The sequence below is a fragment of the Burkholderia sp. TSV86 genome (assembly GCF_001522865.1).
In the GTDB taxonomy this organism is placed as follows: domain Bacteria; phylum Pseudomonadota; class Gammaproteobacteria; order Burkholderiales; family Burkholderiaceae; genus Burkholderia.
Window position 1 is genome coordinate 56206 of the sequence record NZ_LOWB01000109.1, and the last position, 13703, is coordinate 69908.

The window sequence follows — 13703 nt, forward strand, 5'->3', positions numbered from 1 at the left end:
GTTCGAAATGCCGCCGGCGCGCGTGGCGCGCGCCGCCTATTTCCGGTCGACGACGATCCTGTCGAACGTGCCGCCGTCGGCGAAATGCGTCTTCTGCGCACTCGCCCAACTGCCGAAGATCTGCTCGACGCTGAACGTCTTCAGCGGCTTGAACTCGCCCGCATGCTGCTTGAGCACGTCCGGATCGCGCGGGCGCAAATGGTGCCGCGCGATGATCTGCTGCGCGTCGGGCGAATACAGGTAGTCGAGATAGGCCAGTGCCACCTTGCGCGTGCCCTTCTTGTCGACGACCTTGTCGACGAGCGCAACCGGCGGCTCCGCCAGAATGCTCGCCGACGGATAAACCGCATCGAAGCCCGCGCCCGCCGCGCCCGTATCGATCAGCGCGACTTCGTTTTCGAACGTGACGAGCACGTCCCCGATCCCGCGTTGCGTGAACGTCGTCGTCGCGCCGCGGCCGCCGGAATCAAGCACCGGCACGTTGCGGAAGATCGCTTTCTCGAAGTCGAGCGCTTGCTGATCGGTCGCGCCCTTGAGCTTTTGATAGCCCCATGCGGCGAGATACGCGTAGCGGCCGTTGCCCGACGTCTTCGGGTTGGCGATCACCACCTGCACGCCGGGCCTCGCGAGGTCGCTCCAGTCCTTGATCTGCTTCGGATTGCCGTGACGCACGAGGAACACCATCGTCGTCGAGTACGGCGAACTATTGTGCGGCAGGCGCGCGCGCCAGTCCTTCGGCAGCAATTGGCCGCGCTCGGCGAGCAGATCGATGTCGTTCGGCTGGTTCATCGTCACGACGTCGGCCTGCAAGCCCTGCAATACCGACAGCGCCTGCGCGCTCGACGCGCCGTGCGACTGCTTGACCGATACCGTCTCGCCCGTCTTCTGCTTATACGCGGCGGCAAAGCTCGCGTCGATGTCCTTGTACAGTTCGCGCGTGACGTCGTATGAGACATTGAGCAGCGACGTATCGGCATGCGCGGCGGGGGTGGCGAATGCCGCCGCCGCAAATACGGAAATCGCGAGCCAGTGGCGGGTGCTCTTCTGCTTTCTCTTTTGAGTTTGGGTTTGAGTCTGATATTCCATCGACGATGCTCCGCTGGTGCTGGTGGTCATGACATGCTGGCGACGAACGATTGTAATGGTTGACGCGTTGGGGGCGCGTCTCGGCCGGTAATCGATGCCCGCCGCTCGCGCCGGGCTCGCGAACGCGCCACGCTCGGGCAACGCGCGGCGTGTTCACCCGTTCGTCGAACCGGCGGGCAACTGACGGGCCCGCAACGCGATGTTGCATCACGAAACACCGCACGACACGATTCGGCGCGACATACTCCGCCTATCGCAACCCGCGCCATCGCGACGACACCTCATCGCCCGCCGTCGATCCCCCGCACGAAAATCGCCATAACCGGATTTGCACGGACAATAAACAAACGGTAATCAAAAAAATGATCGGTCAATACCGTCTGCTCACGCGTCCCGATTACCTTTCAGTCAACAAACGAATCCATATTCTTGAATTCCGGATTCACAAAGAAATATGCCCCCCGTTCTGGTCAGCAATTGCACCGGACAGGGGAAAGCCGTGAATTTAAGCGGAAAATGCAAGGCACCGGACGTTCGGGAAAACACTGTGTTGCGCACGGCCGCGACGCTCGCGCGCTCGCCGGTCTTCCGCGGCATGCCCGACGCGTTCATTGCGCGCGTCGCACAACACGCGATCGAACGGCATCTGCGTGACGCGGACATCCTGTACCGGAAGAATGATCCCGACGATTTCATCGCGGTCGTCGTCATCGGCAAGATCTATTCGACGCTCTACGGCCCCGACGGACGCGAGCTGATCATCGGCGATGCGGGGCCGGGCGAGCTTGTCGGCGAAACCGCGCTTGCCGATCCGCGCGGCCGGCTCGCCACGGCGTTCGCATGCGGCCCCACGATCCTGCTGATGGTGGCCCGCGCGCATTTCGACATCCTGCTCGACGAGCCGCGCTTCGTCGCCCGCATCGTCACGCAGCTCTGCTCGCGCGTGCGCGATACGGCCGATTTCGTCGAATCCGCCTGCCTGCATCGCCTCGAGGCACGGCTTGCGCGCCACTTCATTCCGCTGATCGACGAACAGGGGCTCAGCGAAAGCGGCGGCATCCGCGTGCCGTTTCCGCGCAACCAAAGCCTGCTCGCGGCAATGGTCAATGCGAGCCGGCCGAAAATCAACGCGGTATTGCAGCAATGGCGGCGTACTGGATTAGTGAAATGGACCAATAACAGCCTTCTTATTACAGATCTCGAAAAATTCAAGCGCAAAGCCTATGCCGATTCCTAAACGGCGCGTGCAAACCGTATTTCACTCATTGTTCCCGCGGGAACAGCATCCGTATTTAGCGCTGTCCAGAATGTGCTTCAGATAAATCAAAACGCAAACGGGGGCCGAACATGGAGCAGCAATGCGCAATCGCGGCGAATACCAAGCCTGCCGCATCGATCGAAGCGCGTTTCGCCGAAGCCTGGGACAAAGTACGGCCGAATCTGTGGCAGCGCGCGCGCCGGCTCTCGCGAGGCGATCGCGACAAAGCCGACGAGCTGCTCGCGATCACTGCGCTAAAGGTGTTCGTCTACATGCGCAACGCGCCGCAGCGCATTCGCGAGCCCGAAGGCTTCATGTTCATGGTGCTCAACCACGTGTTTCTCGATACCGTGCGGCGCGGCGCACGCGACCGGCAGATCTTCGACTACTCGACCGACAGCCATTCGCTCGACGCGCGCACGATCGCAAGCGACGATCCGTCCATCCAGCGCCGCTTCGAGATCGCGCAAATGCTGTCGATGATCGAGCGCGCGGTGGATCGCCTGCCCGAGCCTGAGCAGGCGCTGTTTCGCATGAGGTTCCAGCAGGATCTGCCGTATCCGGTCATCGCGGCGGAGTTCGGCATCAACGAAGCGCTCGCACGCAAACGGATCGAAACGATCCGCCGCAAGCTGCGCAAGCTGGTCGATGTGAATTGATGCGCAAAGCCGCCTCACAAGCGGCGCGCGCGCGCGTTCTTCACGAGAGCCTGGCAATGCGCGCCAGGCGACTCCCGCGCCGCGCGCGGCGCCCCCCTCACATCGCAAGGAGCCTCTCATGCGTCCCGGAGACATCGTATTAAGCGTCGCAAGACAAGACGACCCCGTCGGCACCAAGGTGCCGCGCGTGCTGATCAGGGCAGGCCAATGGCTCAAGGCCAGCTTCTTCGGCAAAGCCGATCCCGAGGTGCCGATCGTGCATGCGTCGATCGCGATCGACGACGATCGCGTCATCGAAAGCGTCGGCGAAGGGATCGTCGAGACCAACCTGAACGACGATCCGCAGCGCAGCGCGCTGATCTACTCGTGCTTCGGCGATCGCCTTGCCGAAGCGGCCGTCATCGCCGCGCAGCAGTTCTACGACAACGGCGCGGTCGCGTCGATCCCGGCGCGCTACAGCAAGTGGGCGGCGATGCTGTCGATCTTCAGGAACAGCAGCTACGGCGCCGATCTAAGCGAACGCATCAACGAGTCGGTCGATATCGGCAGCGCGTCGTTCTGCTCGCAGTTCGTCGCGAATTGCTATGAAGTCGGCAATTTATATATGAGCGCGAACCTGTTGCCGCCTCCGCCGCCCGTGTTTCAACTCCGACCTTCCGCGATGACTCCCTACGATCTCGCGCTGCAATGCGAAAGCGATGGCCGCTTTGCGTTGACGGGCTTCTGGGACGAAGGCACGCAAGTCAACTTCGCGTCGTGAACGCGTGAAGCAAGCGCCGGTGCGCGGATCGCGCGCCGGTGATGTCAGCTTTCATCCAAAGGAGCCGTCATGGCCGAGGGCACTCAAGTCAACACGCAGATCACGGATGCGGTCACGCAAACCAACGTCAAGGTCGTGGCCGAAGCGCCCGCCCAGGCGATCGCATCGCTCTATCAGGTCGCCAGTCACGCGGCCGGCCTGTCGCTGCAGAACGCCGTGCAGAGCCAGCAGGCGCTCAATCAGATATCGACAGCCGTGGTATCGAAAGCAGTCGCGCTGATCATGGCGATCGGCACCTCGTCGACATGATGCTCATCCGAAGGAGCGTTCGATCATGGGAGCATTCTGGAGCAAACTGAAAAGCCGATTGGCCCCGCCCACCGCGCCGCAGCGCAATGACGCAGATACGGGCGGTGCGCCGGCGCGAGCCGGTGAGCCGCTTGCATCCGGGCGCGCGGCGGGCACGCAACCGGCTGCGCCAGCGGCAACGCAAACGGCCGGCGCAGCGCTGCCGAGCGCGACAGCCACGCCAGCCGCCCGCGCCACGGCGGCTGACGCGCAAGCAGCGGCGGCAGCACCGGCGTCCGCCGATTCGGCACCGCGCGCCAGAGCTGCGCAGGCTGCACCGCATACGGCGGAGGGGCCGGCCATCGTTGCATCATCGTCCGCCGCGGACACGCGATCCGGTAGTGAAGCGGTCAGCGCCAGCGCACCCGAATCGCCTGCGCCGGCGCGGCCCGACACATCCGCCCCGGCCGTGGCGCCCGCCACCGGGCCAGACAACACACCAGCCGGCGCGCAGCCGGCCTCCGCCGGAACGCCCGCCTCAAGCCCCGCCTCTTCTGCGTCGCGAACGCCTTCGCCCGGCGCGGCCGCATCTGAGGCGGCCGCATTCGGAGCAGCCTCACCTGGCACGACTGCGAATGCCGGCTCGCCCCCCGCCACTCAGGCACTGAATCAGCAGATCGTGCAGGCCGTCGAGTTCACCAACGCGGCGAGTGCCTCCTACGCGGCATCCCAGATCGCCACCGCGCCGAACATGATGATCTCGCAGGCATCGGGGCTCGTCGCGCAGTCCGCCGCGAACTACTTCGACGCCGTCAGCAAGATTGCGCTGGCAAGCCAGGGCGTGTTGATGAAAGAGATGGTCGAGAACATCGGCAAGGGCATGCCGGCGAAGGCGGCCGAGGACGCGGTGGGCGCGCTCGTCGCCGACTTGCTGGTGGGCGCGGCGGCGGCGGTCGCGGCAGCCGCCGGCGCGATCGAAGCCGACGCCGCGAGCTTCGCGCTGGATCGAATCGACAAGAGCCTTTCGTCCTACGCCGAGCTGTTCGCGAACCGCAAGTAAGCGGCCGCCGCACGCATGTGCAAGGCGTGAGCATCAACGTCGGCAAACGGGGCCCGGCGTGCGGCCTGCCCGCGCAGCCACGCAGGGCCCATTGGCCGCGCCCGCCGCAGCAGGCGCACACGTGACGCAGCCCGCGCCCCGCGCGGGCCGCCCTCTGCGAGCCAGCGTTGCCCGCCCTAATCCGTTTGCAAGGAGAATCATCATGAGCGACGTCCAATCTGGGTTCGACGATTTCAAGCAAGCCGTCGAAAGCTTCATCGGCACCGAAGTCAGAGCGCAAACCGTGCCGCTGCTGCGCCTGATCTACCGGCAGTTGAAACAGACGCCGCCCGCGGCCAGCGCGCCGCGCCCGGGGCGCACCGCGCTTGCGCTTGCACGGCTCGCCGCCGATGCAGCGATCGACGAAGGTCTGCATCTCGCCGAAGCGACGATCAACGAGTTGCTGCAATCGCTGCCTCAAGTACCTGCCGTGCCCTCGCCACAACCGGTTTCCGAGCGCGCATCGAGCACGCCGGAACCATCGCCATCATCCGCGCCGTCACCCAGCGATGCGCCGTCCCTGATATCGCGTCAAGCCCCGTCGGCTGCATTCGCGCCGGCCCCCGCGGCAGCGCCCGCAATCGTCCCTGCCATTCCCGCTGCCGCTGCTGCCGCCCCCGCCGCAATCGCACCCACACCAGCCGCAACGCTGGCGGCGAGCCCCGCTGCGCCCGCCGCCAGCGAGCCACCAGCCGCCGTACCGGCGCCGCCCAACGCAGCCCACCCCAGGCCGATCGCGGATTTGCTGCAATCGGCCACGTCGCTCGCCGAGTTGCGCACTGCGCTGCAACGCTTCGCCGCGCAAGCGGATATGCGGCCCACTGAAGCGCAACTGGCGCGCGCGGCCGATTACGTGATCGATCTGATTCAGCGCGACATCGCCACGCACGCGGCCGCCGGCGCATGCGCGCCGGCATCCTGATGATTCGTATTGCCAAACAATCGGACGCTGCGCTCACATTCCGCGCGCCCCAACGTTCTTTCCTGCGCACGGCATTTTCCGTGCATGACATGATAGGAGCGACACCATGACTTTTCCGACCACCGTCAACGACCAGATCACCGACGCCGTCACGCAATCGAACGTTAAAGTCGTCGCGGAAAGCCCCGCGATGGCCTTGGGTTCGATCTACCAGACGATGGCGCATTCCACCGGCATCCTGTTCCAGAACGCCGTGTCCGCGCAGCAGCAGCAGAACACGCTCGCGCAGGCGGCCGCCAACATGGGCTTGATGCAGATCTACAGCGTCGACACCACCGCCGGCGCGGCGGCCACCGAGAAGGTCGCGCAAGGCGGCATCGCCGACAACCTCACGAGCCTGCTAACCGTGCTGCAATCGTTCCGTTCGCCGCCGCAATGACGCCGCCAGGCGTCGTCGCATGAGCCGGCGCCGGGCTGACCGTCAGCGCGGTGCGCCGCCTCCATTCCCGCTACGACTCAACTTCTAGGAATCAGCCATGACCATTCCGACCACAGTCAATTCGCAAATCACCGATGCCGTCACGCAATCGAACGTCAAGGTTTTGGGAGAAAGCCCCGCGACGGCGCTGGGCACGATCTACCAGACGATGGCGCATTCCACCGGCATCCTGTTCCAGAACGCCGTGTCCGCGCAGCAGCAGCAGAACACTGCGGCGCAGGCGGCCACCAACATGGGCGTGATGCAGATCTACAGCGTCGATACCACCGCCGGCGCGGCGGCCACCGAGAAGATCGCGCAAGGCGGCATCGCCGACAACCTCACGAGCCTGCTGACCGTGCTGCAGGCGTTCCGCTCGCAACCGCAGTAACCGCGCCCGCGAACCGGATACGGCCGGTCCGCGCCCGCGAATCGACGCGCCGCCGCGCGCCGATTCGTCTTGGCGCGGGCCACTCCGGCCGCCGCGCCCCGGACAGATCAAAGGACATGCCATGCCAAACGGATTCGACACCGTGCAGAATTGCGCCGCCAACGCCAACGCGATCCGCAACGCGCAATACGACTTCGTTGCCCGCTATCTGAGCATCGATCTCTACGACGATCCCCCAACCCCAAGGTGATCGGCCGCGACGAAGCCAACGTAATCTGGAACGCCGTCCGGAAGTTCGCGCTCGTCTACGAGAGCGCCCCGTTATCCCGCGATTACTTCAACGCGTGGCAAGGCTATATCGACGGCTTGCGTGCCGCGCCCCAAACCGGCGATCTCAGCGCGCGAAACGGCGGCTTGCATTGACAGTGATTCGTCAGAAATAGAAAGAAAATCGTCATCACATTGACGTAGCAAACGGGTCACGCAATCGACGCATCATTTCGTCATACTTCGCAGCATGCTCAATTCGCGTTCCTCCCGGAGCCTGCCGATGCGCCATCGTTCAGCCATGCTCGCCGCCGTCGTCTGCGCCGCGTCGCTCTTGACGGCCTGCAGCGACGACGCGTCCGAAGCATCGCGCGCGCAGGCAAATGCCGCCACGCAGCAACCGCCGTTCGCCAAGAACGGTGCCGATGCGTTCAACGGCGGCGCGCCAGCCGGCGGCAACCTCGCCGCGAGCGCGCCGCTCGCGCCGCCCGTGATCCACTACCCGCCCGAAGACGCCGACGAAGACGCATCCGGCGCGAAGGCCGCGCTCATGCATTCCGCATCGAGCCCACGTTGAACGCGCGGCATCGCCGCGCCCTCTTCCCCGCAGAACCCGAGGTGAACACATGACATCAGAAAGCCGCCGCCGTTTCCTGCAGACCGTCGCGCAATCCACGAGCGCCGCCGCCGCGCTCACCGTCTTGCCCGAATCGATCCGCCGCGCGCTCGCGATCCCCGCCGCATCGCGCACCGGCACCATCCGGGACGTCGAGCACATTGTCGTGTTCATGCAGGAAAACCGTTCGTTCGATCATTATTTCGGGCACTTGCGTGGCGTGCGCGGCTACAACGACCGCTTCCCGATCCCGCTGCCCAACGGCAAGCCGGTCTGGTATCAGCCATCGAAAGCCGACCCCGGCAAGCCCGTGCTGCCGTTTCGCCTCAATACGCTGACCACGAGCGCGCAATGCATCGGCGATCTCGATCACTCGTGGTACAAAACGCACGCGGCGATCGACGGCGGCCGCTACGACCAGTGGCCCGCGAACAAGACCGACATGACGATGGGCTATCACGTGCGCGAGGACATCCCATTCCACTACGCGCTCGCCGATGCGTTCACCGTCTGCGACCACTATTTCTGCTCGCTGCCCGGCCCGACGCATCCGAACCGCTCGTATCTGATGACCGGCACGGTCGATCCGACAGGCAAGTTCGGCGGCCCACTGCTCGACAACAACGACTACGTGGACGGAGACGTGCCGCCGCAATACCAGTTGCTGTCGTGGACCACCTACCCGGAACGCCTCGAGGCCGCCCGCATTTCGTGGCAGATCTATCAACAGGGCACGACCGGGGCCGATCCGCTGAACGGCAACTACGGGACGAACATCCTGCAGAACTTCGCGAACTTCATCGATGCGAAGCCGGGCTCGTCGCTGTATCAGCGCGCGCAAACCGTGCGCACGCTCGACGACCTGAAAGCCGACGTGCTCGCGAACAAACTGCCTCAGGTGTCGTGGCTACTGCCGCCCGCCGCGTTCTCCGAGCATCCGAAGTACACCCCCGCGTATGGCGCGAACTACACGTCGCACATTCTCGACGCGCTGACCGCGAACCCCGACGTGTGGCGCAAAACCGTGCTCTTCATCATGTACGACGAGAACGACGGCTTCTTCGACCACATCGTGCCGCCGCAACCGCCGACGACGCGCGCGCAGGGCTTGTCCACCGTCACCGTCGACGGCGAGATCCATAACGTCGTGAACCCTGCGCGCGGCGGCCAATACACGGCTGACGGCCTGCCTTACGGGCTGGGCCCGCGCGTGCCGATGACCATCGTCTCGCCGTGGACGAAAGGCGGTTTCGTGTGCTCGGAAATCTTCGACCATACGTCGGTGATCCGCTTCATCGCCGCGCGCTTCGGCATCGACGAGCCGAACATCACGCCGTGGCGCCGCACCGTGTGCGGCGATCTGACGTCGGCATTCGATTTCCGCACGCCGGATGCGACGCTGCCGCCGCTGCCCGACACCAGCAACTATCGATCGACCGCCGACCAGCTCTGCTCGACCAAGCCCGCGCCGAGCGTGCCCGCCGCACCGAGCCCGGTCGACCCGCAAGAGCCGGGCGTGCGCCCGGCGCGCGCGCTGCCCTACGAACTGCATGTGAACGCGCGCGTGCACGGCGGCACGACGCTGCGCATCGAATTCGCGAACCGCGGCAAACAAGGAGCGCACTTCTACGTGTACGCGGCGAACCGCGGCGATGGCCCGTGGCGCTATACGGTCGGCGCACACGCCACGCTGCACGACGACTTCGACCTGTCGGCAACGAACGGCGCCTATGCGTTCACCGTGTACGGCCCGAACGGCTTCGTGCGCACGTTCGCCGGCACCGCCGCGCCCAACGGGCACGGCCCGCACGCGGCCGCGCATCCGGAAGTGCAGGCGGGCTACGACGTCGCGAACGGCAACCTGTATTTGAAGCTCAAGAATCACGGCGGACAGAGCGTCAAGCTGAGCCTGTCGGACAACGCATATGGCGCGCCCGCGCGCCGGTTGACGCTGCGCGGCGGCGACGAGCGCATCGAGCAGTGGCCGCTCGCATCGAGCCATCACTGGTATGACGTGACGGTGTCGGACGGCGTAACGGGCAAGTTCGTGCGCCGCTTCGCGGGGCATATCGAAAATGGCAAGCCGAGCTATTCCGATCCGGCGGCGCTCGCGCCCGTTACGGCTTGACCGCCCCCCCAGGCTGCGTGCGCAACGGCCGCCACTCGGGGAGCGGTGTCGCGACGCAAGCGGGCCACCACTCGCGCCGCGACACCGCCGGATGCAGGCGACGTGCCAGTCAGCGGCAATCGGCGGCATTCCGCCTGGGCATCCGTCAAGCCGCATTCACGCGCGCCAGATAATCCCACAGCGCCCGATCCGAAAAATCCCGGATGGATTCGTGCGCGCCGGCTTCGCCGAGCTGTTCCCGGCTCAGCGCCGTCAGCATGCCGAATGTATGGACGCCCGCCGAACTCGCCGACTTCACGCCCGAGGCCGAATCCTCGAACGCGACCGCTTTTTGCACCGTGCCGCCCAGTTCGTTCAACGCGCATCGACGAACCTCGGCCGCCGCGAAGCGCCACGAAGCGCCGCGAACGCGCCGCCTGCTGCCGCGTCATCGCGCGCGCACGCAACCGTTTCGGCGGCTCAAATCACCGTGGCAAGCGAATTCCGCCCGAACGCGCCGGCGATGCGCTCGTCATTGTCATCGTCATTCTGAAATCTGAGCGGCGCCGCGCAATGCACGAGCGTATCGACCAGATATTTCGCGCGCGGCCACGGCCCGTAGCCGGCGGCAGTATTGATATGCCCGGCGTCGCCGAGATTGACGAACGCGCTGCCAAGCCGGCGCGCAAGCTCGCGCGCGTCCGTGAGGGTCATCCACGGGTCGGTCTCGCTGCCGATCAGGATCGACGGCACGGCAAGCCGGTACGCGTCGAACTCGCCCGCGAACGCGAATTTGCGCGGATTCGCCGGCGCCACGAACAGCACGCCGATCACATCCACCGTTGACATCTCGGCAGCCGATGCAGACTGCACGAGCGCATGCGCGGCCGCCAAGCAGCCGAAACTGTGCGCGGCGAGCACGAACGGCCCACGCTCGCGCGCGAGCAGATCGCGGACCTTTTGCGCCCAGCGCGCGAGATGCGGCGCCTCCCAATCATCCTGTTCGACACGCAACGAGCGTGCGAACTGCCGCTCGAGCCAGGTCTGCCAGTGCGCGCCTTCGCTGCCGTGCAGGCCGGGCACCGTGACAAGGCGCGGCGGCCAAGTCGATTTGCTGCATGAGCGCATGTGTCCCTCGCCAAACTAGGAGCTTGGAGACGATTCTCACGCGCGTCACGCGCGCGGCGAACCAATTTTTTGTGCTTTGCATTTCGACGGCCCGCGACGCGCGGCGCGACAAAACCGTAGAATGTCAGCTTCCGATGAGGAGACACCGCATGTCCGCTACGCGATCTGGCGCGTTGCGCCCGTTCCATCTCGCCTTTCCGGTCACGAGCCTCGAGCGGGCGCGCCGCTTCTACGGCGAGCTGCTCGGCTGCCCGGAAGGCCGCAGTTCCGAGCATTGGGTCGACTTCGATTTCTTCGGCCACCAGCTCGTCGCACATCTCGCGCCCGGCGAGGCAGGCAATTCGGCCGTCAACCCGGTTGACGGCGATGAGGTTCCGGTGCGCCATTTCGGCGTCGTGCTGTCGATGGACGAATGGCATGCGCTTGCCGACAAGCTCAAGACGGCCGGTACGCATTTCTTGATCGAGCCGCATATCCGCTTCAAGGGCGAAGCCGGCGAGCAAGCGACGATGTTCTGCACCGATGCATGCGGCAACGCGCTCGAGTTCAAGGCATTCGCCGACATCGGCCAGCTCTTCGCGAAATAGCCGCATGCGCATCCTGCTCCATACGCCGAACGGCGACGCGAACGACTGGCGACGCGATTTCGAGTGCGCGCTGCCCGGCGCGCAGTTGCGCACATGGCAACCGGGCGACGACGCGCCCGCCGATTACGCACTCGTCTGGCACGCGCCGCGCGCGTTCTTCGCGCCGCGCGCGGGCCTGAAGGCGATCTTCAACTTGGGCGCGGGCGTCGATGCGATGCTCGCGCTCGAACACGATCATCCGTGCACGCTGCCGAGCGGCGTGCCGCTCGTGCGCCTTGAAGACGCCGGCATGGCGCGGCAGATGATCGACTACGTCGCGCATGCGGCGCTGCGCTATTTGTGCCGCTTCGACGAATACGCGTTGTTGCAGCGCGAGTGCCGCTGGCAGGTGCTCGAACCGCATCCGCGCGACACGTTCGTCATCGGCGTACTCGGCCTCGGCGCGCTGGGCCGGCAGGTCGCGCACGCACTCGCCGCGCTCGGCTTGCCGGTGCGCGGCTACAGCCGCACGGCGAAAACGCTCGGCGGCATCGCGACATTCGCCGGCCATGCGCAGTTCGACGCATTCGCCGACGGCGTGAAACTGCTCGTGAACCTGCTGCCGAGCACGGCCGACACCGCCGGCATCCTGAACACGCACACGTTCTCGAAGCTCGCGCGCGGCGCGTACCTCGTCAACGCCGCGCGCGGCGCGCATCTCGTCGAAGCGGACTTGCTCGGCGCGCTCGCGAGCGGCCGCGTCGCCGCCGCGACGCTCGACGTCTTCGCCGACGAGCCGCTGCCGCAGCACCATCCGTTCTGGCGCGAGCCGCGCATCACCATCACGCCGCATTGCGCCGCGCAAACGCTGCGCGCCGACGCCGTGCGGCAAATCGCCGCGAAGATCGCCGCGCTCGAACGCGGCGAGCCTGTCAGCGGCATGGTCGATCGCGCGCGCGGCTACTGAGCGTGCAGCCGCACGAGCGCGACCACGCCATGCACAGCCCCGCCCTCGTGCATCTCGATGCCGGGGCGCCCCCACATCAGGAGATTCGCATGACGCTGCCCTCTTCCGTCAAGATCGTCGAAGTCGGCCCGCGCGACGGGCTGCAAAACGAAAAGGCGTTCGTCCCCACCGACGTCAAGATCGAACTCGTAAACCAGCTCTCGCGTGCCGGCTTTCGCAATGTCGAGGCGGCGTCGTTCGTATCGCCGAAATGGGTGCCGCAGATGGCCGACGGCGCCGACGTGATGGCCGGCATCGAGCGCCGCGCGGGCACGATCTACTCGGCGCTAGCCCCGAACCTCAAAGGCTTCGAGAACGCGCTCGCCGCGCGCGCCGACGAAGTGGTGATCTTCGGCGCGGCAAGCGAAGCGTTCTCGCAACGCAATATCAACTGCAGCATCGCCGAGAGCATCGCGCGCTTCGAGCCCGTCGCGCGCGCGGCGAAGGGGGCGGGCGTGCGGCTGCGCGCGAGCGTATCGTGCGCGCTCGGCTGTCCGTACCAGGGCGATGTGCCGGTCGCGGCGGTCGTCGGCGTCGTCGAGCGGCTCGCTGCGCTCGGCTGCGACGAGATCGACATCGCCGACACGATCGGCGTCGGCACGCCGGCGCACACGCGCGCCGTGCTCGACGCGGTCGCGAAGGTATTCCCGCGCGAGCGGCTGTCGGGCCACTTCCACGACACCTACGGGCAAGCGCTCGCGAACATCTACGCGGCGCTCCTCGAAGGCATCACGATCTTCCACGCGTCGGTCGCGGGCCTCGGCGGCTGCCCCTACGCGAAGGGCGCGACCGGCAACGTCGCGACGGAAGACGTGCTGTACCTGATGCGCGGCCTGGGCATCGATACCGGCGTCGATCTCGACTCGGTGGTCGCCACCGGCGATTTCATCTCGAACGCAATCGGCCGGGCGAACGTGTCGCGCGCCGGCCGCGCGCTGCTCGCCAAGCAACGCGCGAGCGCCGACGAGCCGCCCGCGTGCGCATGACGCGCGCGGCGCCGTCAGTGCCCCGTTACCCCATGACCCGGACCGATCGAACCGCTCCAACCACTCAAGCCAAACCAAGCCATCGT

The 13703-nt window shown here is 66.1% G+C and carries 16 protein-coding genes and 1 pseudogene; 14 read left to right on the forward strand and 3 right to left on the reverse strand.

What is annotated here, in order from left to right:
• Window positions 1-36 precede the first annotated feature (36 nt).
• Window positions 37-1086, reverse strand: coding sequence for a sulfate ABC transporter substrate-binding protein (locus WS68_RS19640; protein WP_082710169.1), 1050 nt, complete (start codon window positions 1084-1086; stop codon window positions 37-39).
• Between the two features lie 547 nt (window positions 1087-1633).
• On the opposite strand from WS68_RS19640, the gene WS68_RS19645 reads away from it, so the two are divergent.
• From WS68_RS19645 to WS68_RS19695, 11 genes are all read left to right on the forward strand, one after another.
• Entirely contained in the window at window positions 1634-2323 is a 690-nt protein-coding gene (locus WS68_RS19645; RefSeq protein ID WP_231753068.1) for a Crp/Fnr family transcriptional regulator, read from the forward strand.
• 110 nt (window positions 2324-2433) lie between these two features.
• Window positions 2434-3003 carry an RNA polymerase sigma factor gene (locus WS68_RS19650; RefSeq protein ID WP_059572338.1) on the forward strand — a complete coding sequence of 190 codons (570 nt, stop codon included), beginning with the start codon at window positions 2434-2436 and terminating at the stop codon, window positions 3001-3003.
• 118 nt (window positions 3004-3121) lie between these two features.
• Entirely contained in the window at window positions 3122-3763 is a 642-nt protein-coding gene (locus WS68_RS19655) for a hypothetical protein (RefSeq protein WP_059572339.1), read from the forward strand.
• A 69-nt stretch (window positions 3764-3832) separates the two neighbouring features.
• A complete protein-coding gene (locus tag WS68_RS19660; RefSeq protein WP_059572340.1) occupies window positions 3833-4072 on the forward strand; it encodes a RebB family R body protein in 240 nt (79 codons plus the stop codon).
• Window positions 4073-4730: 658 nt separating this feature from the next.
• On the forward strand, window positions 4731-5111 hold the full coding sequence (locus tag WS68_RS19670) for a hypothetical protein (protein ID WP_231753069.1): 381 nt from the start codon (window positions 4731-4733) through the stop codon (window positions 5109-5111).
• 202 nt (window positions 5112-5313) lie between these two features.
• Window positions 5314-6072 (forward strand): hypothetical protein, encoded by a 759-nt coding sequence (locus tag WS68_RS19675; RefSeq protein ID WP_059572343.1) that lies wholly within the window; start codon window positions 5314-5316, stop codon window positions 6070-6072.
• Window positions 6073-6178: 106 nt separating this feature from the next.
• Complete coding sequence (locus tag WS68_RS19680) at window positions 6179-6511, forward strand: RebB family R body protein (RefSeq protein ID WP_059517518.1); 333 nt, start codon at window positions 6179-6181, stop codon at window positions 6509-6511.
• 97 nt (window positions 6512-6608) lie between these two features.
• Entirely contained in the window at window positions 6609-6941 is a 333-nt protein-coding gene (locus WS68_RS19685) for a RebB family R body protein (protein WP_059572344.1), read from the forward strand.
• Window positions 6942-7062: 121 nt separating this feature from the next.
• Window positions 7063-7191: a hypothetical protein gene (locus WS68_RS29305; protein WP_269434554.1), complete on the forward strand. Its 129-nt coding sequence runs from the start codon at window positions 7063-7065 to the stop codon at window positions 7189-7191.
• 300 nt (window positions 7192-7491) lie between these two features.
• Window positions 7492-7785 (forward strand): hypothetical protein, encoded by a 294-nt coding sequence (locus WS68_RS19690; protein ID WP_059572345.1) that lies wholly within the window; start codon window positions 7492-7494, stop codon window positions 7783-7785.
• A gap of 49 nt (window positions 7786-7834) precedes the next feature.
• Window positions 7835-9952, forward strand: coding sequence for a phosphocholine-specific phospholipase C (locus tag WS68_RS19695; protein WP_059572346.1), 2118 nt, complete (start codon window positions 7835-7837; stop codon window positions 9950-9952).
• A gap of 145 nt (window positions 9953-10097) precedes the next feature.
• Here the strand turns inward: WS68_RS19695 and WS68_RS19700 are convergent.
• A pseudogene (locus WS68_RS19700) lies at window positions 10098-10313 on the reverse strand (HAD family phosphatase); the annotation flags it as partial.
• Window positions 10314-10411: 98 nt separating this feature from the next.
• Window positions 10412-11059, reverse strand: coding sequence for an RBBP9/YdeN family alpha/beta hydrolase (locus tag WS68_RS19705; protein WP_059572348.1), 648 nt, complete (start codon window positions 11057-11059; stop codon window positions 10412-10414).
• Window positions 11060-11208: 149 nt separating this feature from the next.
• On the opposite strand from WS68_RS19705, the gene WS68_RS19710 reads away from it, so the two are divergent.
• From WS68_RS19710 to WS68_RS19720, 3 genes are all read left to right on the forward strand, one after another.
• Complete coding sequence (locus tag WS68_RS19710; RefSeq protein WP_059572527.1) at window positions 11209-11646, forward strand: VOC family protein; 438 nt, start codon at window positions 11209-11211, stop codon at window positions 11644-11646.
• 4 nt (window positions 11647-11650) lie between these two features.
• Entirely contained in the window at window positions 11651-12592 is a 942-nt protein-coding gene (locus tag WS68_RS19715; RefSeq protein WP_059572349.1) for a 2-hydroxyacid dehydrogenase, read from the forward strand.
• 89 nt (window positions 12593-12681) lie between these two features.
• Window positions 12682-13617, forward strand: coding sequence for a hydroxymethylglutaryl-CoA lyase (locus tag WS68_RS19720; RefSeq protein ID WP_059572528.1), 936 nt, complete (start codon window positions 12682-12684; stop codon window positions 13615-13617).
• The last annotated feature ends 86 nt before the right edge of the window (window positions 13618-13703 follow it).

Bases quoted from the DNA above. Each gene is read 5' to 3' on its own strand.
- WS68_RS19640 (WP_082710169.1), bottom strand. From the start codon at position 1,086: ATGGAATATCAGACTCAAACCCAAACTCAAAAGAGAAAGCAGAAGAGC.
- WS68_RS19650 (WP_059572338.1), top strand. From the start codon at position 2,434: ATGGAGCAGCAATGCGCAATCGCGGCGAATACCAAGCCTGCCGCATCG.
- WS68_RS19655 (WP_059572339.1), top strand. From the start codon at position 3,122: ATGCGTCCCGGAGACATCGTATTAAGCGTCGCAAGACAAGACGACCCC.
- WS68_RS19660 (WP_059572340.1), top strand. From the start codon at position 3,833: ATGGCCGAGGGCACTCAAGTCAACACGCAGATCACGGATGCGGTCACG.
- WS68_RS19675 (WP_059572343.1), top strand. From the start codon at position 5,314: ATGAGCGACGTCCAATCTGGGTTCGACGATTTCAAGCAAGCCGTCGAA.
- WS68_RS19680 (WP_059517518.1), top strand. From the start codon at position 6,179: ATGACTTTTCCGACCACCGTCAACGACCAGATCACCGACGCCGTCACG.
- WS68_RS19685 (WP_059572344.1), top strand. From the start codon at position 6,609: ATGACCATTCCGACCACAGTCAATTCGCAAATCACCGATGCCGTCACG.
- WS68_RS29305 (WP_269434554.1), top strand. From the start codon at position 7,063: ATGCCAAACGGATTCGACACCGTGCAGAATTGCGCCGCCAACGCCAAC.
- WS68_RS19690 (WP_059572345.1), top strand. From the start codon at position 7,492: ATGCGCCATCGTTCAGCCATGCTCGCCGCCGTCGTCTGCGCCGCGTCG.
- WS68_RS19695 (WP_059572346.1), top strand. From the start codon at position 7,835: ATGACATCAGAAAGCCGCCGCCGTTTCCTGCAGACCGTCGCGCAATCC.
- WS68_RS19705 (WP_059572348.1), bottom strand. From the start codon at position 11,059: ATGCGCTCATGCAGCAAATCGACTTGGCCGCCGCGCCTTGTCACGGTG.
- WS68_RS19710 (WP_059572527.1), top strand. From the start codon at position 11,209: ATGTCCGCTACGCGATCTGGCGCGTTGCGCCCGTTCCATCTCGCCTTT.
- WS68_RS19715 (WP_059572349.1), top strand. From the start codon at position 11,651: ATGCGCATCCTGCTCCATACGCCGAACGGCGACGCGAACGACTGGCGA.
- WS68_RS19720 (WP_059572528.1), top strand. From the start codon at position 12,682: ATGACGCTGCCCTCTTCCGTCAAGATCGTCGAAGTCGGCCCGCGCGAC.